The organism is Streptomyces sp. NPDC059816 (genome assembly GCF_042732055.1).
Classification (GTDB): domain Bacteria; phylum Actinomycetota; class Actinomycetes; order Streptomycetales; family Streptomycetaceae; genus Streptomyces.
On sequence record NZ_JBHWIQ010000013.1, the window covers coordinates 203,296 to 221,648 of the forward strand.

The 18,353-nt window shown below is 73.2% G+C and carries 15 protein-coding genes; 9 read left to right on the top strand and 6 right to left on the bottom strand.

What is annotated here, in order from left to right; genetic code table 11:
• The first annotated feature begins 204 nt into the window (after positions 1 to 204).
• The 4 genes from ACFV88_RS19105 (at position 205) to ACFV88_RS19120 (ending at position 6,291) form a co-directional block, all read left to right on the top strand.
• Positions 205 to 2,574 (top strand): GH92 family glycosyl hydrolase, encoded by a 2,370-nt coding sequence (locus ACFV88_RS19105; protein WP_385492667.1) that lies wholly within the window; start codon positions 205 to 207, stop codon positions 2,572 to 2,574.
• A gap of 133 nt (positions 2,575 to 2,707) precedes the next feature.
• Positions 2,708 to 4,030 (top strand): wax ester/triacylglycerol synthase family O-acyltransferase, encoded by a 1,323-nt coding sequence (locus tag ACFV88_RS19110; RefSeq protein ID WP_385492669.1) that lies wholly within the window; start codon positions 2,708 to 2,710, stop codon positions 4,028 to 4,030.
• Positions 4,031 to 4,185: 155 nt separating this feature from the next.
• A complete protein-coding gene (locus ACFV88_RS19115; RefSeq protein WP_385492671.1) occupies positions 4,186 to 5,649 on the top strand; it encodes an SDR family NAD(P)-dependent oxidoreductase in 1,464 nt (487 codons plus the stop codon).
• Positions 5,650 to 6,117: 468 nt separating this feature from the next.
• Complete coding sequence (locus ACFV88_RS19120; RefSeq protein ID WP_385492672.1) at positions 6,118 to 6,291, top strand: hypothetical protein; 174 nt, start codon at positions 6,118 to 6,120, stop codon at positions 6,289 to 6,291.
• A gap of 214 nt (positions 6,292 to 6,505) precedes the next feature.
• Here ACFV88_RS19120 and ACFV88_RS19125 read toward each other — a convergent pair whose 3' ends face one another.
• A complete protein-coding gene (locus ACFV88_RS19125; RefSeq protein WP_385492674.1) occupies positions 6,506 to 7,924 on the bottom strand; it encodes a lipase maturation factor family protein in 1,419 nt (472 codons plus the stop codon).
• A gap of 98 nt (positions 7,925 to 8,022) precedes the next feature.
• Between ACFV88_RS19125 and ACFV88_RS19130 the strand changes: the two genes are divergently transcribed.
• The 4 genes from ACFV88_RS19130 to ACFV88_RS19145 all read left to right on the top strand — a co-directional run bounded on the left by ACFV88_RS19130 (position 8,023) and on the right by ACFV88_RS19145 (position 13,092).
• Positions 8,023 to 10,101, top strand: a complete 2,079-nt coding sequence (locus tag ACFV88_RS19130) for a SpoIIE family protein phosphatase (protein ID WP_385492677.1) — start codon at positions 8,023 to 8,025, stop codon at positions 10,099 to 10,101.
• 116 nt (positions 10,102 to 10,217) lie between these two features.
• Positions 10,218 to 11,081, top strand: coding sequence for an Fpg/Nei family DNA glycosylase (locus tag ACFV88_RS19135; protein ID WP_385492678.1), 864 nt, complete (start codon positions 10,218 to 10,220; stop codon positions 11,079 to 11,081).
• A gap of 101 nt (positions 11,082 to 11,182) precedes the next feature.
• Positions 11,183 to 12,388 carry a sensor histidine kinase gene (locus ACFV88_RS19140; protein WP_385492680.1) on the top strand — a complete coding sequence of 402 codons (1,206 nt, stop codon included), beginning with the start codon at positions 11,183 to 11,185 and terminating at the stop codon, positions 12,386 to 12,388.
• Positions 12,388 to 13,092 (top strand): response regulator, encoded by a 705-nt coding sequence (locus ACFV88_RS19145; RefSeq protein WP_385492727.1) that lies wholly within the window; start codon positions 12,388 to 12,390, stop codon positions 13,090 to 13,092. Before ACFV88_RS19140 ends, ACFV88_RS19145 begins: the two co-directional genes overlap by 1 nt.
• A gap of 7 nt (positions 13,093 to 13,099) precedes the next feature.
• Here ACFV88_RS19145 and ACFV88_RS19150 read toward each other — a convergent pair whose 3' ends face one another.
• From ACFV88_RS19150 to ACFV88_RS19170, 5 genes are all read right to left on the bottom strand, one after another.
• Complete coding sequence (locus ACFV88_RS19150) at positions 13,100 to 13,780, bottom strand: hypothetical protein (protein ID WP_385492682.1); 681 nt, start codon at positions 13,778 to 13,780, stop codon at positions 13,100 to 13,102.
• Positions 13,781 to 13,899: 119 nt separating this feature from the next.
• A complete protein-coding gene (locus ACFV88_RS19155; RefSeq protein ID WP_385492728.1) occupies positions 13,900 to 14,358 on the bottom strand; it encodes a hypothetical protein in 459 nt (152 codons plus the stop codon).
• Between the two features lie 743 nt (positions 14,359 to 15,101).
• A complete protein-coding gene (locus tag ACFV88_RS19160) occupies positions 15,102 to 15,575 on the bottom strand; it encodes an SRPBCC domain-containing protein (RefSeq protein WP_385492683.1) in 474 nt (157 codons plus the stop codon).
• A 26-nt stretch (positions 15,576 to 15,601) separates the two neighbouring features.
• Positions 15,602 to 15,994, bottom strand: a complete 393-nt coding sequence (locus ACFV88_RS19165; protein WP_385492685.1) for an ArsR/SmtB family transcription factor — start codon at positions 15,992 to 15,994, stop codon at positions 15,602 to 15,604.
• Positions 15,991 to 16,437 (bottom strand): SRPBCC domain-containing protein, encoded by a 447-nt coding sequence (locus ACFV88_RS19170; RefSeq protein ID WP_385492687.1) that lies wholly within the window; start codon positions 16,435 to 16,437, stop codon positions 15,991 to 15,993. The genes ACFV88_RS19165 and ACFV88_RS19170 overlap by 4 nt, the downstream gene beginning before the upstream one ends.
• Before the next feature lie 363 nt (positions 16,438 to 16,800).
• On the opposite strand from ACFV88_RS19170, the gene ACFV88_RS19175 reads away from it, so the two are divergent.
• Positions 16,801 to 18,057 carry a CapA family protein gene (locus ACFV88_RS19175; RefSeq protein ID WP_385492689.1) on the top strand — a complete coding sequence of 419 codons (1,257 nt, stop codon included), beginning with the start codon at positions 16,801 to 16,803 and terminating at the stop codon, positions 18,055 to 18,057.
• Positions 18,058 to 18,353: the final 296 nt, after the last annotated feature.

Here is an 18,353-nt window from a genome sequence, read left to right on the forward strand (position 1 = left end):
CGAAGGACAACGGCCGTACGGGGGACAGGACGTGCCCACCCGCACGGCGCCTTGACCACCCCGTTCCCGCTGCCAAGAATGAGCCCCCGCTGACCCGCCGTCCACCACCCGGCCCCGGGCAACGCCGTACGCACGAGGTCCGCCCGCCGCCTTCGCACCCGCACGGCGACAGCGGCGACACCACCCTCCCGGAGGTCTCCCCCCATGGCACGGACCCGGCGTCCGCACCTCCCGCGCTGCGCGGTCGCGGTGACGGCACTCGCCCTGATCGCCGGCGGGTTCGCCGCCCCGCAGACCACCGCGGCACAGGCCACGCCCCCGCAGAACCCGACCGAACTGGTGAACCCGTTCATCGGCACCACCAACGAGGGCAACACCTACCCCGGCGCCGCCGTGCCCTTCGGCATGGTCCAACTCTCCCCCGACACCGGCCACAACACCGGCTACGACCACGCCGACACCCGCATCCGCGGCTTCTCCACCGTGCACCTGTCCGGGGTGGGCTGCCGCATCGGGGGCGACCTACCGGTCCTGCCGACCACCGGAGACGTCACCGAGACGGACAACGCCAAGTACGCCGTCCCCTTCGACCACGCCGACGAGCGCGCCGCCCCCGGCTACTACCGGGCCGACCTCGGCAGCGGCATCCGCGCCGAACTCACCGCCACCGCCCGCACCGGCGTCCAGCGCTACACTTTCCCCGCCACGGCCAAGGCCAACGTCCTGCTCAACGCCGGTCAGGCACTGCACCGCAACCGCGCCAGCGAGGTCGAGATCCTGGACGACCGCACCGTGCGCACCAGCATCACGGGCAGCGGCTTCTGCCAGGCCACCGAGCCGTACACGGTCCACACCCTCACCCGCTTCGACCGCCCCTTCACCACCCACGGCACCTGGCGCGGCGCCACCGTCACCACAGGCACGACCACCGCGACCGCCACCACCGGCCGCAGCGGTGCCTGGCTCCGCTTCGACACCCGGGGCGACCGCACCGTCGAGGCCACCACCGCCCTGTCCTACGTGGACGCCCCGGGAGCCGCCCGCAACCTGCGCGCCGAGGGCGGCCGTTCCTTCGACCGCGTGCGCAGCGCCGCGCACGCCGCCTGGGAGGACCGCCTCGACAACGTGCGCGTCCACGGCGGCGACCCCGAGGCGCGCCGGACGTTCTACTCCTCCCTCTACCGGTCCTTCCTGGCGCCGAACCTCGGCAGCGACACCGACGGCCGCTACCGCGGTTGGGACCAACGGGTCCACCGGGCGAAGGGCTTCACCTACTACCAGAACTGGTCCCTCTGGGACACCTACCGCACCCAGGCACAACTCCTCGCCCTCCTCGCGCCCCGCGAGTCACGGGACATGGCCCGCTCGGTCCTCCAGATCGGCAAGGACAGCGGCTGGCTCCCCAAATGGGGCTACGGAACGGTCGAGACGAACATCATGACCGGCGACCCGGTCACCCCGTTCCTCACCAACGCCTACCAACAGGGACTCCTCGAGGGCCACGAGGAGGAGACGTACCGGGCGTTGAAACGCAACGCCGACGGCGTACCGCCCGCCGACTCCCCGGCGGTCGGCAGGGAGGCCAACGCCGCCTACCTGGAACACGGGTACGCCCCCTACCTGCACGGCCGCCCGCACGCCAAACCCGGTGACTCGGACTTCGACCACGGGGCGTCCGCCACCCTGGAGTACGCCCTCTCCGACGCGGCGCTCGCCGAGATGGCCCGTGACCTCGGCCACCACGAGGACGCCCGCCGCTACGCCGCCCGCTCCCGCGCCTACCGCACCCTGCTCGACCCCGCCACCGGCTTCTTCCGCGCCCGGGACGGCGCCGGGGCCTTCACCGGACCCGCCGACCCGGCCCACAGCGTCGGCTTCCACGAAGGCACCTCCTGGCAGTACCAGTGGCTCGTCCCGCAGGACCTCCCCGGCCTGATCGACCTCCTCGGCGGGCGCGAGCGGACCAACGCCCGCCTCGACGCCTTCTTCGCCTACGAGCAACTGCTCGCCGACCCCGCCCGAACCGCCCGCGAGGTCTGGGTCAACGGGCCGTACGCCTACTACCACGCCGACCGGTACAACCCACAGAACGAGCCCGACCTCATCGCCCCCTACACCTACCTCGCCACCGGCCGGCCCTGGCAGACCACCGACGTGGTGCACGCGGCGCTCACCCTGTTCACCGACGGGCCCACCGGGATGACCGGCAACGACGACCTCGGCACGATGTCCGCCTGGCACGTCCTGTCCGCCCTCGGCATCTACCCGGTGCGCCCGGGCACCGACGTGTGGGGCCTGTCCACCCCGGTGTTCCCGCGCGTCGACCTCACCCTCGACCGCCGCCACTACCCGAAGGGCGGCTTCAGCATCCGGGCCCCCGGGGTCACCGCGGACCGGCGTTACATCCGCGCGGCCACGCTGGACGGCACGCCCCATCCGCACACCCATCTGACCACCGACACCCTCCGCGCAGTGCGCGACCTGTCGTTCACGGTCGGCGACGCGCCTTCCACCTGGGGCACCGGGAAGGACGCCGCGCCGCCGCCGTTGGACCCGGGCGCCGCCCGCCGCTGAGCCGGCTGGCGGGCCGTCGCCTCCCGGACGGGGGGACTTCCCGCGCTGCCGCCCGTGTACGGGGTGACCGTGCTTGACCGGGGCGGACCGCGGCGATTGACTGCGTACCCCGTCTCCCACGCGAGAGCAGAGCATGGGCACCGACCCGCTGGCACCCCTCGACCTGGCCTTCTGGAACATGGAGTCGGCCCGCCACCCCATGCACATGGGCGCCCTCGGCGTCTTCGCGGAGGGCGCCCCCGGCGCCGCCCGGCACGCGGCGGAACTGCTCGCCACCCGCGCCGCGGCCGTCCCCGGACTGCGGATGCGGATCCGGGACGTGACCGTTCCCCTCGGCGGGGCCGCGCGGGAACCGTCCGCCCACTTCGACCCGGCGGAACACGTCCGCCTGTCCGACCCCGTGTCCGACTTCCACTCGGCCGCCGGACACGCCATGAGCCGGCCCCTCGACCGGACGAAGCCGCCGTGGGAGGCCCTGGTCCTCCCTGCCGTCGAAGACGACTCCTGCTTCGCCGTGCTCTTCAAGTTCCACCACGCACTCGCCGACGGGATGCGCGCCCTGACCCTCGCCGCCGGGATGATGGACCCCACCGCCACCGAGGAACGCCCGCACCGGGCCACCGGTCCGGGACCGCGCCGTGCGCCCGTGGCCGGAGCGACACCGCTGGCCGAGCGCCTGCGGGGCGCCGCCGCCGAGCTGACCCGCGCCCTGGACATCGGCGCCGCCGTCGCCCGCGCCACCTGGGACGTGCGCTCCTCTCCCGCGCTCACCTCCCGCCCCACCGGCACCCGCCGGACGGCCGGGGTGCTCCTCGACCTCGACGACGTCCACCGGATCCGCAAGACCGCCGGCGGCACCGTCAACGACGTGGTGCTCGCCCTCGTCGCGGGGGCCCTGCGGCGCTGGCTCGACGGCCGTGGCGACGGCGACGACCGGGTACGGCCACGGGCGCTGGTGCCCGTCTCCCGGCGCCGCTCCGGCACCGGGCACCCCCACGGCAACCGACTCTCCGGCTACCTCCTGCGGCTGCCGGTCGACGAAGGCGACCCGCTGGCCCGGCTGCGGGCCGTGCGCACCGCCATGGACCGCAACAAGGAGGCGGGTCCCCAGCGGGGCGCCGGGGCCGTGGCACTCCTGGCCGACCACCTGCCCGCACTCGGCCACCGGGTCAGCGGGCCCGTCGTCGCGCAGGCCGCCCGGCTCCTCTTCGACATCCTGGTCACCAGCGTGCCGCTGCCCAGTCTCGGCCTGCGCCTCGGGGGCTGCCCCCTCACGGAGGTCTACCCGCTCGCCCCCCTCGCCCACGGCCAGTCCGTCGCGGTCGCCGTCTCCACCTACCGGGGCGGGGTGCACATCGGGCTCGTCGCCGACGCCCTCGCCGTCCCCGACCTGGACGCCCTCGCCGCCGCCTTCGGCGCCGAACTCTCGGCCCTGCGCCAGGCCACCGCGGTCTGAGCGGTCGCAGCGGCCCCCGCTCCGGCCCCGAGCACGGGGCCGCGGTTTGGCGTGCGGGCGGGCCCCTCACGTAAAGTTCCGCTTTCGGACGACCACCCACCACCCTGCCCGGCCGACCCCCGGGCCACGGCGGCACGAGCGGCACGAGGAACGGCATGACGGCGACAGAGGACCTTCCCATCTACGGTCCGGGCATCGACCCGGAACGGCTCGCCGTGTGCCTGAGCGTGCTCGAAGAGCTCGACGAGTTGGACGTCGACCACCCCGACGCGATCACCGTGCGACGGGCGACCGCCGGCATCTACCGCACCGTGAAGCAGCGCCGCCGCCAGGAGCGCAGGGCCGCGAAGACCGCTCACGACAAGACGGTCACCGAGGCCACCGCCACGGGCTCCGCCGAGCGCATCGACGACGAGACCCAGGGCATCCTGCCCTCCGGCAGTGCCTCGGGCGAGCTCGCCGGGATACTCCAGCGCCCCCGGTCCTGCTACACCTGCAAGGCCCGCTACGTCGAGGTCGACGCGTTCTACCACCAGCTCTGCCGCGACTGCGCCGCCACCAACCGGGCCAAGCGCGAGGCGGGGACCGATCTGACCGGCAAGCGGGCCCTGCTCACCGGCGGACGCGCCAAGATCGGCATGTACATCGCCCTGCGGTTGCTCCGGGACGGTGCCCACACCACCGTCACCACCCGGTTCCCCAACGATGCGATCCGCCGCTTCAAGGCCATGCCCGACAGCGACGACTGGATGCACCGACTCAAGATCGTCGGCATCGACCTGCGCGACCCCGCCCAGGTGGTGGCCCTCGCCGACTCGGTAAGCGCAGCGGGCCCCCTCGACATCCTGGTCAACAACGCCGCCCAGACGGTCCGCCGCTCCCCGCGCGCCTACGGCGAACTGCTCGCCGCCGAGTCGGCGCCACTGCCGGCGGGCGAACTGCCCGCCGCCGAGATCATCGGCGGGTTCGGGTCGGGAGCCGTGGCCGCCCTGCCCGCCGCCCGTGAAGGCGGGCTGTCCGCGCAGGACGTCACCGAGCTGGCCCTGGTCTCCGGCTCGGCGTCCCTGGAGCGCATCGCCGCGGGAACCGCGATCGACGCGGGCGGGCTCGTCCCCGACCTGCACGCCAGCAACAGCTGGGTGCAGACCGTCGACGAGGTGGACCCCGTGGAGCTGCTGGAGGTCCAACTCTGCAACTCCACCGCGCCGTTCATCCTGATCAGCAGGCTGCGCCCGGCGATGACCGCAGCCGTGGCGGGCGGCGCGCGTCGTGCCTACATCGTCAACGTGTCGGCGATGGAGGGCGTCTTCAACCGCGGTTACAAGGGCGCCGGGCACCCGCACACCAACATGGCCAAGGCCGCGCTCAACATGCTCACCCGCACCAGCGCCGAGGAGATGTTCGAGCAGGACCGCATCCTGATGACGGCCGTCGACACCGGCTGGATCACCGACGAGCGTCCGCACCCGGACAAGATCCGGCTCGCCGACGCCGGGTTCCACGCGCCCCTGGACCTCGTGGACGGCGCGGCACGGGTGTACGACCCGATCGTGCGCGGCGAGGCGGGCGAGGACCTGTACGGGGTCTTCATGAAGGACTACGCGCCGGGCAAGTGGTGATCCCGCCGCGGCGGGCCTGACCCTCCGGTCCCGGTCGCCGCACCGCACACCCCGCCTCACCCGGACGGCCCAGCTGCCCGCACCCCCCTGGGGTGCGGGCAGCCGTTCGTCGACCCGTGGTGCGGGCGGGCGTCGTCGCCGCTGGTGGGCGAAGGTCGGCCGCCCGCCAGCGGATCATGGCCGGATGGCGTCGACACCCCCCTGAGCCGCCCCTATTTGTTACCGGCCCTATAGAGCAGCTGCCCGCTCAGATGGTTAGGCTGTAGCGGACGGACAGCACCAAGGGGTTCGTACCCGTACCCATGGTCCGTCCCGGGGCGAACCACTCACACGGTCCGCTCCTCAGCGAGTTGCCGGCGCCACCGCGTCCGAACTGCCCTCTAGCCATGCCCGACCGGCCGCCGGGCGCCCGCCGACAGCGTGGAGCCAGCCGACCCGGAGGGTGACCCGACACAGAAGGAGTGCGCGGTGACACCAGAGAAGACCACCAGCGACCAACCCCCGGAACCCGTTGAGCGGGCCCCCCGCCGAGGGCCCGACACGCTCGGCAGCCTGGAGGTGTGGTCCCGTTCGGCGCCGATCAGGCTCGCCGGGTACGAGGACGACCTCGCCGAGCCGCACATCCTGCCCAGCGTCGACTGACGCGCTCCAGCGGCAACCGCACCGGAGCCGGGCACCTCACTGCCGGGGCCGTGGGGCGGGGGCGGACGCCCCGCGGCGGGCCCGGCCGGGGGCGGGCCGCCGGGGGGGGGGGCCCGCCCCCCCCGCCCCCCGCCGCCCCCCGGCGGGGGGGGGGCCCCCAGCGGGGGGGGGCGCCGCGCGCCCGCCCCCCCCCCGGCCCCGGCCCGCTTCCGGGTCAGGCCGCGCGGGTTGGCGGCAGGAAGTCCCTGACGTAACTCCGGGTCCAGCAGGCCCCCGTCTCCCGCAGCTCCCGGCCCGAGGCGAACGCGTAGCGGAACAGCCGGGCGCGGACGTGGCGCGGCGGGGCGTGCGGCGGGAACGGGGAGTGCCGCAGCAGCCGCAAGGTGTCCGGGTCGCCCGTCAACAGCCGTTCCACCAGGGCGCCGAACCACGGGTGGGCGTACGCGGGGGAGAGGGCGGCGAACCACATCAGCCAGTCCAGCCGCAGGTGGTACGGAGCGAACTGGCGGGGCCAGCGCCGGACGTCCCCCGGCTTGCCCCGGAACTCGTACGCCAGCCAGGTGCCGTCCGCCCGCGGCACCGGATCGGCGGTGCCCTCGATGACGATCTCGTACCGCACCCGGCTCACGCTGCCGAACGCACCGTAGCTGTTGACCAGGTGCAACGGGTCGAACGAGCGGTTCATGACCTGTCGCCGGGACACCAGGTTGCGCACCGGACGGTAACTGCGCACCAGGACCAGGGCCGTCACGGCGCACACCACGACCACGTACCAGAGCGGGGCGCTCGCCGGGGCGGGGGCCGCCGTGGGCACCAACAGCGCCGAGGGGTCCAGTACCGACGCCGCCAGCGCGATCGTCAGCCAGTTCAGCCAGGCGAAGTTGCCCGAGAGGACCAGCCACAGCTGGGAGACGATCATCGCGACCGCCGCCCAGCTCGCCACCGGCTGCGGAGCGAACAGGAACACCGGCACCACGAGCTGCGTCAGATGGTTCGCCGCCGCCTCCACCCGGTGCAAGGGTCGGGGCAGGCGGTGGAAGAACCAGCTCAGCGGGCCCGGCATCGGCTGCGTCTCGTGGTGGTGGAACAGACAGGTCAGCCGCCGCCAGCACGCGTCGCCCCGCAGCTTGATCAGCCCCGCACCGAACTCCACCCGGAACAGCACCCAGCGCAGCAGGAACAGCACGAGCACCGGGGGTGCCACCTCGTCGTTGCCCAGGAACACCGCGAGGAACCCGGTCTCCAGCAGCAACGATTCCCAGCCGAACCCGTACCAGGTCTGCCCGACGTTCACCACCGACAGGTACATCACCCAGGGCACCGCCCACAGCAGCATCGCCGCCCACAACGGCAGCAGCCCGTCCACGCCCGCCACCAGCGCCACGGACACCGCACAGCCGGCCCACGCCCACAGCGCGTAGAACCGGTCCGAGTAGTACAGCTGGAACACGCTCGGGGCCCGCCGCGCAGGGGTCCGCGCCACGTACCGGCGCACCGGGAGCATCCCCCGGTCGCCGAGCAGCGCACGGAACTGACGGGCCGCACCGAGGAAGGCGAACAGGTACACCACGGCCAGCATGCGCTGGAAGACCAGCCGGGCCAGCTCGTAGTCGGGTTCCGTGAACCACTGCACCCCTCCATTGTGGAGTCCGTCACTCCCGGTGGGCCGGTGGAGCACGGAAAATCCCCCGACAAGTCGAACATCCGGACAAGTGGTGGCAAGGTGGGCCCATGGTTGAGCGGGGAGCGCGAGACCCGTCACTGCCGGACGACTGGCCCGCCGAGCCGGCAGCGATCCTGTCGTCCAACCGCATGGGCAGCTTCGACTGGGACCTCGACAGCGGGCGGATGCACCTCGACGCGACAGCCTGCGCACTCTTCGCCCAGGCTCCCGACGAGTTCGACGCCCGTCCCGGAACGCTGTCCGCACGGGTCCCCCCGGTCGACGCGCAACGCCTGGACTCCCGGATCGCCCAGGCCATGAAGAAGGGCAGCGACGGATACGCCGGCTACTTCCGGGTCCGCCACCGGGACGACACGCTGCGCTGGACCCACGTCCAGGCCCACATCCGGCGGGACGGCACCGGACGGCCCCGCCGGATCGTCGGCATCGTCCGGGACGCCGCCCTGGAGCTCAGCGACGGCCCCACCCGCACCCCCCGACCGCACGCCCGCCCCGGTCGCGGCACCAGCGCCGTGCAGCTCGCGACCGACGCCCTCGCCCACGCCCGTACCGTCCAGGACGTCATCGACGCCCTCAAGGACTCCCGGGGCCTCACCCACCTCGGCGCGACCAGCCTGGTCCTCGGGCTGGTCGAGGCCGGCCGCATCCGACTGGTCGCCGAGGGCCCCGCCGGGAGCTTCGTGCCCGGCACCCGGGTCACCCGCGTCGACGAGCCCTATCCCATGAGCGAGGTCGTGCGCACCCTCGCCCCGCGCTTCATCGAGTCGCCGGAGGAGTTCGCCGAGTCGTACCCCGTCCTGTGGCCGCACCTGACCGACCTGGAGATCACCTCGGCCGCCTATCTGCCGCTGATCGCGCAGGCCAGGCCGATCGGCGCCCTCGGACTGCTCTACCACGACCGGTACGGCTTCTCCGAGGAGGAACGGGACGTGCTGGTCGCCCTCGGCAGCAGCATCGCCCAGGGCCTGCGCCGGGCGATGTTCTACGAACAGGAGAAGGACCTGGCGACCGGCCTCCAGCGCGCGATGCTGCCGCGGACCATCCCGGCCGTACCCGGCGCCGACCTCGCCGTGCGCTACCGTTCCGCCTCCCTCGGCCGGGACGTCGGCGGCGACTGGTACGACGTGATCCCGCTGCCCGGCGGCCGGGTCGGCGCCGTCATCGGGGACGTCCAGGGGCACGACACGCACGCGGCGGCCGTCATGGGCCAGCTGCGGATCGTGCTGCGTGCCTACGCGGCCGAGGGACACACCCCGGCCACCGTCATGGCCCGTGCCTCTGCCTTCCTCGACGAACTCGACACCGAGCGCTTCGCCACCTGCCTGTACGCCGAGGTCGACCTGTCCACCGGGGTCGTGCGGCTGGTGCGCGCCGGCCACCTCGACCCGCTGGTCAAAGACACCGACGGCACCTGTCGACGGCTGCCCGTCGAGGGCGGGCTGCCGCTCGGGCTCTCCGCCGAGTTCGGGCGCCTCGACTACCCGGTCACCACCGCGGAACTCGACCCGGGCCAGACCCTCGTCCTGTGCACCGACGGCCTGGTGGAAACCCCCGGCACCGACCTGGACGACGGTCTGATGGCCCTGACCGCCCTGGTGGAGGAAGGCCCCCGGGACATCCAGCAGCTCGCCGACCGGCTCTGCGGCACCGCCCACGAACGCGGTGGCGACGACGACGTGGCGCTGTTGCTGCTGCGCCGGCTGGGGGTCGGCGCTCCGCAGTCCGGTGGCCGCCTCCAGCAGCGCGTGCTGCCGGGGGACCCCGAGGGGCTGCGCGGGGCCCGCCGGATGATCCGGTCCGCGGTCGTTGCGTGGGGCGCGGGGAACCGGGCCGACGACATCGAACTCGTCGCCGACGAGATGATCACCAATGCGCTGATCCACACCGAAGGCCCCGCGACCGTCACCCTCCGTGTCCTCGCCGACGCGCAGCGCCGCTTCCGGGTCGAGGTCGAGGACCCCTCCAGCGCGCTGCCCCGACGCCGGGACGCCGGGGACGAGGGGGTCTCCGGCCGCGGGCTGCTGCTGGTCGACCGACTCGCCGACACCTGGGGCGTGGAGTCCCGCGGCACCGGCAAGTGCGTGTGGACCGAGTTCGCCGTCGCCCCCCGCCCGGAGCCCGACTGACCGCGCGACCGACTGACCGCGCGACTGACCGGCCCGGCGACGGACCGGCCCGGTGCCGCCGGCCCGCCGTGCCGGCCGGACGGGCGGGTCACCGCCCCGCGTGTGACGCTGAAGCCATGCCCGAGCTGCCCGAGGTCGAAGCCCTCCGGGGCTTCCTCACCGACAACCTGGTCGGCCACGAGATCGTCCGCGTCCTCCCCGTCGCCGTGCACGTCCTGAAGACCTACGCCCCGCCGCCCTCCGCGCTGGAAGGGCACACCGTGAACGCGGTGCGGCGGCACGGCAAGTTCCTGGACCTCGCCACCGAGGACGGCCCCCACCTGGTGACGCACCTCGCCCGCGCGGGCTGGCTCCACTGGCGCGACCGGCTCCCCGACGGACCGCCCCGGCCGGGCAAGGGCCCCCTCGCCCTGCGCGTCGCCCTGGAAACCGGCCAGGGCTTCGACCTCACCGAGGCCGGCACCCAGAAACGGCTCGCCGTCTACGTGGTGGACGACCCGGAGCAGGTCCCCGGCATCGCCCGGCTCGGCCCCGACCCGCTCGCCGAGTCCTTCGACGAGACGGCCTTCGCCGCGCTGCTCGCCGGGGAACGACGCCAGCTCAAGGGCGCCCTGCGCGACCAGAGTCTGATCGCCGGCATCGGCAACGCCTACAGCGACGAGATCCTGCACGTGGCCAAGATGTCCCCGTACAAGCTCGCCGCCTCGCTCACCGACGAGGAGACCGCGCTGCTGTACGCCGCGGTGCGCGGCACGTTGAGCGAAGCGGTCGAGCGGTCCCGCGGGGTGGCGGCGGGGCACCTGAAGGCCGAGAAGAAGAGCGGACTGCGGGTGCACGGCAGGACGGGCGAACCGTGTCCGGTCTGCGGCGACACCATCCGCGAGGTGTCCTTCCGTGACTCCTCGCTCCAGTACTGCCCCACCTGCCAGACCGGCGGCAAACCGCTGGCGGACCGCCGGACGTCCCGCTTCCTCAAGTAGCCCCCCGAGCCGCGCTCCGGGCTTGCCCGGCTCCGGGGTGGCCCCGGGGCGTACGCCCCCGGGCGGATGCCCCGGTGAACGGGCGTCCCTATGATCGGGCCATGACCACCGCCCCGATCCGCGCCCCGTGGGCCCGGCGCCCGCCAGCGGCCGTCGGGGAGGCCCTGGCCTGGTGCGCCGCGCTCTCCTACCCCGTGGCGCTGTACTTCGCCGTGGTGGCCGAACCCGAGCTCACCGGGCTGCGGTTGCTGCCGCTCGTCGCGTGCGCCGCGCTCCCCGTGGCCCTGGTCTGGCGCCGGCCGCTGCCCGCGTTGGTCCTGGTCCTCACCGCCTCGTTCCTCGCGACCACGACGGCGGCTTCCCGGGCGGCGGTGACGACGCCCTGGGCGTGGGCGCCGGCGCCGGTGTGGCAACTCGGCTACCTCCAGGCGCTGGTGGCGGACCTCGTCGTCGCCTGGATCGTGGCCACCCGCCCCGGAGTGCTCCGCATGCTGCTGACCGCCGGGCCCACCTTCGCCGCGCAGGCCGTCGGCGCCTCGTACTACCGATCCGGCTCCGACGCCTACGTCTCCACCCTCGCGTTCCTGGCGCTCGCGCTCACCGTCGCCTGCACGGTCGGTCATCTGGTCCACGAGCGCCGCCGGCACGCCGAGTCGGACCGGAGCCGCACCGCGGAACTCGCGGTCAGCGCCGAACGGTTGCGCATCGCACGGGAACTCCACGACATGGTCGCCCACAGCATCGGCGCCATCGCCATCCAGGCCGGGGTGGGCCGCCGGGTCATCGACAGCCGCCCCACCGACGCCAGGGACGCGCTGACCGCCATCGAATCGACCAGCCGCGAGACGCTCGCCGGTCTGCGGCACATGCTCGGGGCGCTCCGCCAGGCCGACCCCGAGGGGCCACCCCTGGCACCCGCGCCCACCCTCGCGGACCTCGACCGACTGGTCGCCCACGCCCAGGACGCCGGAGTGCGGGTCGACGTCGTGCACTCCGGTGAACAGCGCCCGCTGTCCGCCGATGTGGAACTCGCGGCCTTCCGCATCGTCCAGGAAGCGCTCACCAACGTGATCCGGCACGCGGCCGTCTCCGAGTGCCGGGTCTCGGTCGACTACGGCGACAGGGCATTGACCGTGACGGTCACCGACGACGGCCGGGGCACCGCCGAAGAGCCGGGCAGGGGCTACGGCCTCACCGGCATGCGGGAGCGCGCGACCCTGCTGCGCGGCAGGTGCACGGCCGGACCCCGCCCCGGCGGCGGCTTCCGGGTGACGGCCTGGCTGCCCGTACCCGTGGGTGTCCGGTGATCGGCTCCGGAGAGGGGCCGCCCACCACGGCAGGGGAGTGGCCGACGCCGCAGGTCGCGGTGCTCCTTGTGGACGACCAGCCCCTGGTGCGCGCCGGGTTGCGGGTGCTCATCGCGGACAGCCCCGGACTGACGGTCGCGGGGGAGGCGGCCTGCGGCGAGGACGCCGTCCGGCTCGCCGCCGACCTGCGCCCGGACGTGATCGTGATGGACATCAGGATGCCCGGCATGGACGGCATCGAAGCCACCGGTGCGATCATCCGCGGACCCGGCGCCGCGCGGGTCCTGATCCTCACGACCTTCGACGACGACGCCTACGTGTACGGCGCCCTGCGCGCCGGGGCGAGCGGATTCCTCGTCAAGGACATGGACCTGGACGAGATCCTGACGGCCATCCGCGTGGTGGCGGGCGGGGAGGCGCTGCTCGCGCCCCGGGTCACCCGCCGTCTCATCGAGGAGTTCGCCGCGCGCCCCGAGCCCGCACCGCCCCTTCCCGCGGTCCGTGGGATCACCGAGCGGGAGCGGGAGGTGCTCACCCTGGTCGGTGGCGGCCTGTCCAACCACGAGATCGCCGACCGGCTGGTGATCAGTCCTGCCACCGCCAAGGCGCACGTGGGCCGGCTGTTCACCAAGTTGGGCGCGCGTGACCGGGTGCAGCTCGTCATCATGGCGTACGAGTACGGTCTGGTGTCGCCGTCCCGGTGAGGGTCGGTCACCCCGCACGGGTCACGGTCACCAGTGGTGTCCCGTCCCCGTCGCGGATCTCGAACCGTGCGATGTCCGCACGGTGCAGTCCGGTGCCGCCCCGGGGGTCGGCAGCCGATCTGCCACGGTGGGGGACCGTCCAGGTCAGCACGGTCTGCGTGGTGCCGTCCCGCCCCACGGCGACGAGTTCGCAGACGGCCGGCCCGGGCACCCGTGCCGGGGCCAGAGCCACCTCGGTGCCCCAGGACCGGTCGACGAGCGTCAGCCGGGCCCGCACCCCGGTCGTCGGGTCGGTGGCCTGCCAGGTCCGGGCCACCGGCGCCACGGGTGCAGGGGTGCGCCGGGTCGGCTCGGTGAGCGCGTACGCCCCCACGGGTGCCGTGACGATCAGTGCCGTGACGATCGACGCCAGCCGTAGCCGTCGGCCCCGGGCCCGGCCCCGTAGGGCGGCCACCTCGTCCAGGAGCCGGACGAGCAGGGCGCCCGTGGGACGTTCCAGCGGCGGCCGGGCGCGGGGGCGCGGCCCTGCGTAGGGCGCCAGCAGCGCGGCCAGGCGGGCGAAGTCACCGAGCACCACCGAGCAGGGGACGCAGTGGGCGAGGTGTTCCTCGAAGTGGAGGGCGTCGGCGGGTTCCAGGGCGTCGAGCGCGTAGGCGGCGACGTCCCGGTGCCGCTGCTGCGGGCTCATGGGGGTCCTCGGGATGGAAGGCGGGGCCGTCCTCGGATACGGAACGGCCGGCGCGTTCACTCAAGGAGCCGTGCCGTTCGTGTGCCGGGGGGCGCACGGACGGCGGGTCGGACGCGTGGTCAGAACAGGTGGATGGCCAGATGACCGAGGGGGACACCGAGCTGCCAGGCGGGGGTCCAGACCTGATCGCTCTCGTCGACCGACAGCTCGCTCCGTCGCCAGGCCAGCCCCGTGTCGAGGTCCGGGGCGAGGAGTTCGGTGTGCTCCAGCCAACGCCAGGCGGCCTCGGCGAGACGGAGGTCGGGGTTGGTGCGGCGTCGTGCGCGTTCCTCGGCGGCGAGGCTCGCCAGACGTTCGCGCACCCACTCCTGCCAGGGGTGGCCGTAGGCGGTCAGCGAGAGCCATTCGTCGAACTGCGAGACGACCCGGATGCCCGACAGTTCGTTGTTGAGGTCCGAGAGGTAGGCGGTGAGGGCGAGCGTCTGGCGTCCGGCTCGGAACTCCAACGTGCTGGCCGGGACGAGATCGCCGGTGCGGAGCACTTCGTCGGCGATGTACTCGGCGTACAGCCAGGCCATGGGGATCACGAGTTCGTCGTCACTCGTGCCGTTCGTCTTGTCGGGCAGCACCGTTCCACCTTTTCTTGGACCTCGGCGTGCTCACGGACCCCGCGCCGGTTCCGGCGAGGGGCCCGCACCGTGAGACACGCTGTCGGGTCCGGCTTCACTCACGTTGACTCTGTGCTTTCGCGGGTGGCCTGCCGGGGTTCACCCGTCCCCGGGCGGCAGGCCACAGGTGTGACGCACGGGGCGGGGAGCCCCGACGTCCGGTCGGCCGAGCCCTCACATTACGGCCGTCGGTGGCGGAATGTGATGGTGAAGCGTGAACCTCCTGGGCCGGCGGACGTCACCGGGCCCGGTCAACTGCTGCCCGGGCGGGGCGTTCAGAGGCCCTTTCAGATGCCCGCAACCGTCCCTGAGGGCGCAGATGGGCCTTCCCGTCGCATCCGACGCACGGGAACGGCCCATTCCGCTACGGAGCGTCGCGTTACCGGCACGTGCGGGGGTTGAACCGCGAACCATCGTCACGCACCGAGAGGGCGGTGGATGAAACGTGAGATGCGTCACACGGGCACCTTTCGGTGTGCCGTGGCGGCCTCGAAGTCCCGGCCCGGACGTCGAGCAACGCCCGGGAGGCCGATGGCGGGATGCGGGCGCTCCGCCGACCTCACGCCCCGCGACCTCACGCCCTCACGGCCGCGCGGCCTCGCTGAGGAACGAGGCCGCGCGGCGGGCGGATCGGGAGCGGGGCGGGTGGGGGGTCAGGCCGGGTGGGGGTGGTGATCGGGCACGGCGTTCAGCTCGATGCCGTGTTCGAGCAGGGCCTTCATCGCGCACAGTGTGGTGGCGAAGCCCCCGACGGTGTCGTTCAGCCAGCCGACGGTGTCGGTCACCGAGCCCTGGAAACCGGTCTCCGTGACCTCGACGAACGTGACCTGAGGCGTCTGCGGGGTGAACGTGACCTCGACCGTGGTCGGCTGCCCGTAGATGCCCCACCCGAACCGGATCAGACGTCCCTCCTGCACGTCCTGGACGCGGACGTCGACTGACCCCCCGTACGTCTCCCACTCCCAGCGCAGGTCGGCTCCCGTCACCATCGGCCCGCTGCTCTTGCTGTACCAGAACCGTGAGGTGACGGCCGGATCGGCGAATGCCCGGAACGCCTCGGCCGCTGGCCTGCGCATCATCATGCAGGCGTACGCGGCAGGGCCGTGGGCGAGGTCTCGGCTCTCCATGGAAATGATCGTGCTCCTCTTCGGGGTCACATCGGTGGGCGCGAAGCGTCGCGGCTGTCCCGATCGGCTTGCGACTCCCGCTCCGCAGCCTCGGCGACCTGCTTGATGCGTGCCAGTCGCCGGTCCCAGTCGGCTGCCAGCGAGGCCATCCATTGCGCCGTCGCGTCGAGCGCCGCGGGCCGCACCGTGTAGCGCACCTCGCGCCCGATGCGACCGCCGCTCACCAGCCCGGCGGTGTCCAGGACCGCGAGGTGCTTGACCACGGCCTGACGTGAGACGGGAAGGTGTCCGGCGAGCGTCGTCGCGGTGGCCTCGCCCTCGGCGGCGAGCAGTTCGAGCAGTCGACGCCGCGTCGGGTCGGCCAGGGCGGTGAGGACGGTGTCGACCGCCTCGACGGTGCCGCGGGGTCCGTCGGTCACGCGGAGGGCTGTTCGGCGCGCGTCTTGAGCGCGTCGAGTTCCTGGGGCCAGCCGACGCTGTTGTCGCTGACCGCCCGGTCGCGCAGTTCCTCGGACCCGGCCAGTGCCGCGAACCCGCTCTCGACCACGCGCAGCCGCGTCTTGTCGCCCTCCGGTGTCAGTGTGAACTCCACGAGGGTGCTGTTGTCCTCGCGCAGTTCCTCCCCGGGGAACGCGCTGGCCCAGCGGTAGGCCAGGTAGGTCGGCGGCTCGACCTTTTCCACGCGTACCGGGAAGTCGCCGTACTCCGGGTTCTTCGTCAGCAACTCCTCGCCTTCCCTGGCCACGGTGCCGGGCAGGGTCGCCTTGTCGGCCACCCAGAAACCGGGCTGGGCCACCAGGGGCCAGACCCGCTCCAGGGGTGCCTCGATCAGGGTTTCGCTTTCGATCCGGTCCTGGCTCATGAGGGGACTCCTTCGAGGTCGACGTTTGATGCAACTACAGAGTTGCACATCGCCCCATTGGGTGCAACTTGAGAGTTGCGCTTTGGTCGGTTCGTGAGTGGAGGCGGGTCCGTCCGCGAGTGCGTGTGGGTCTCGAGGGTGTGACGGATGGGCGGCTCCTTCCGGTAGGGGTGTGGGTGCTTGGTGCGTCCCATCGGGTGACCGGGCGGCGCGGTGAGTTGCTGCCCGCTTTCGTTACTTATGAAGTCATATCGTCCGCACATACGAAGAATGTCGAGCGTGTGGAGCTCAGACCGTGATCCACGCACCCGCCTCCCCGCCCCCCGGCTCGGCAGACACGCGCAGCGACGGGAAGCCGGTTCCATGACCTCGCACCACCCTCCGCGTCCCCTCCTCCCCGCCAGGACCCGGCACGCCCTCGCGGCCTGCACCGCCCTCCTGCTCGGTGCCACCGCCACGGCCTGCGCGGACCCGGCGGGGAAGCGCACCGCGGCGAGCCGCACCCCGGCCGTCACGTCCGCGACCCCGGCCACCGGCGGCACCGCGAGCCGGGCCGCGCCCGCGGCCAGCGCGAGCCCCCGCGGCGAACGCGGCTTCACCCTGGTCGCCACCGGGGACGTCCTCCCGCACGATTCGATCATCCGCAGGGCCAGGGCCGACGCGGTCGGCGAGGGGTACGACTTCGCCCCCATGCTCGCCGGGGTCCGGCCGGTGATCTCCGGCGCCGACGTGGCCGTCTGCCACATGGAGACGATCTACGGAGCGGAAGGCGACTACTCCGGCTACCCCGCCTTCAAGTCCCCGCCCGAGGTCGCCGCCGGACTCCGCGCCACCGGCTACGACTCCTGCTCCACCGCCTCCAACCACACCCTGGACGACGGTGTCGAAGGAGTCACCCGCACCCTCGACGCCCTCGACCGCGCCGGCGTCAAACACGCCGGATCGGCCCGGACCGAACGGGAGGCGCGCACCCCCGCCTGGCTGACCGGGGGCACCGCGAAGGTCGCCCACCTCGCCTACACCTTCGGCACCAACGTCAACCCCCTGCCCGAGGACATGCAGTGGGCCGTCAACCCGATGGAGCCGGAACTGATCACCAGGGACGCCCGGGCGGCCCGGGCCGCCGGCGCCGACGTGGTCGTCGTCTCCCTGCACTGGGGCACCGAATGGCAGGAGGAACCCGACGAGGACCAACTCGCCGTGGGGGAGCAGCTCACCGCGCTGCGCACCGGCGACCGGCCCGACATCGACCTCATCATCGGCACCCACGCCCACGTCCCCCAGGCGTACGAGAAGGTCAACGGGACCTGGATCGTCTACGGCATGGGCGACCAGATCGCGGGCGACATGATGAACTACGACGGCGAGTGGGACGCCCGCGGCAACGAGGGCAGCATCGCCCGCTTCACCTTCCGACCCCCCGTCCGCTCCGGCGCCCGGTGGGAGGTCGACAAGGCCGAGTTCCTGCCCCAGTGGTTCGACACCGGGCGGGGCCGCGTGGTGGACCTGACCACCTCCCAGGTCACCGACGGCACGGAACCGGCCGAGGTGCGCGAGCGGGTACGCGAAACCGTGCTCAGCCGGGGCGCCGCCAAGGACGGTCTGACCATGGCACGTTGATTCGGACTCCGACGGCCGCCGAAGTGCCCCGGCGCGCCGTGGGGAACGGTGGCCGCCCCCGGCGCGTCCCCGCGCGCCGCGACCACCGGAGCGTGGCAGACTGCCTCCGGTTCCGGCCGAACGGCCTTTGCTCCCATCGGGTGCATTCGGACGGCGCTCCGGAAACGGTGAGCCATCCGACGGGTGAGCCGTGCGACGGATTAGTCATGAAAGACGATCGGACGACACCCATGCGTCGGGCATTGCTCCGCGGTGCCGCGGCCCTCGGCGTGGCTGCCAGTGCGGGTTGCTTCGCA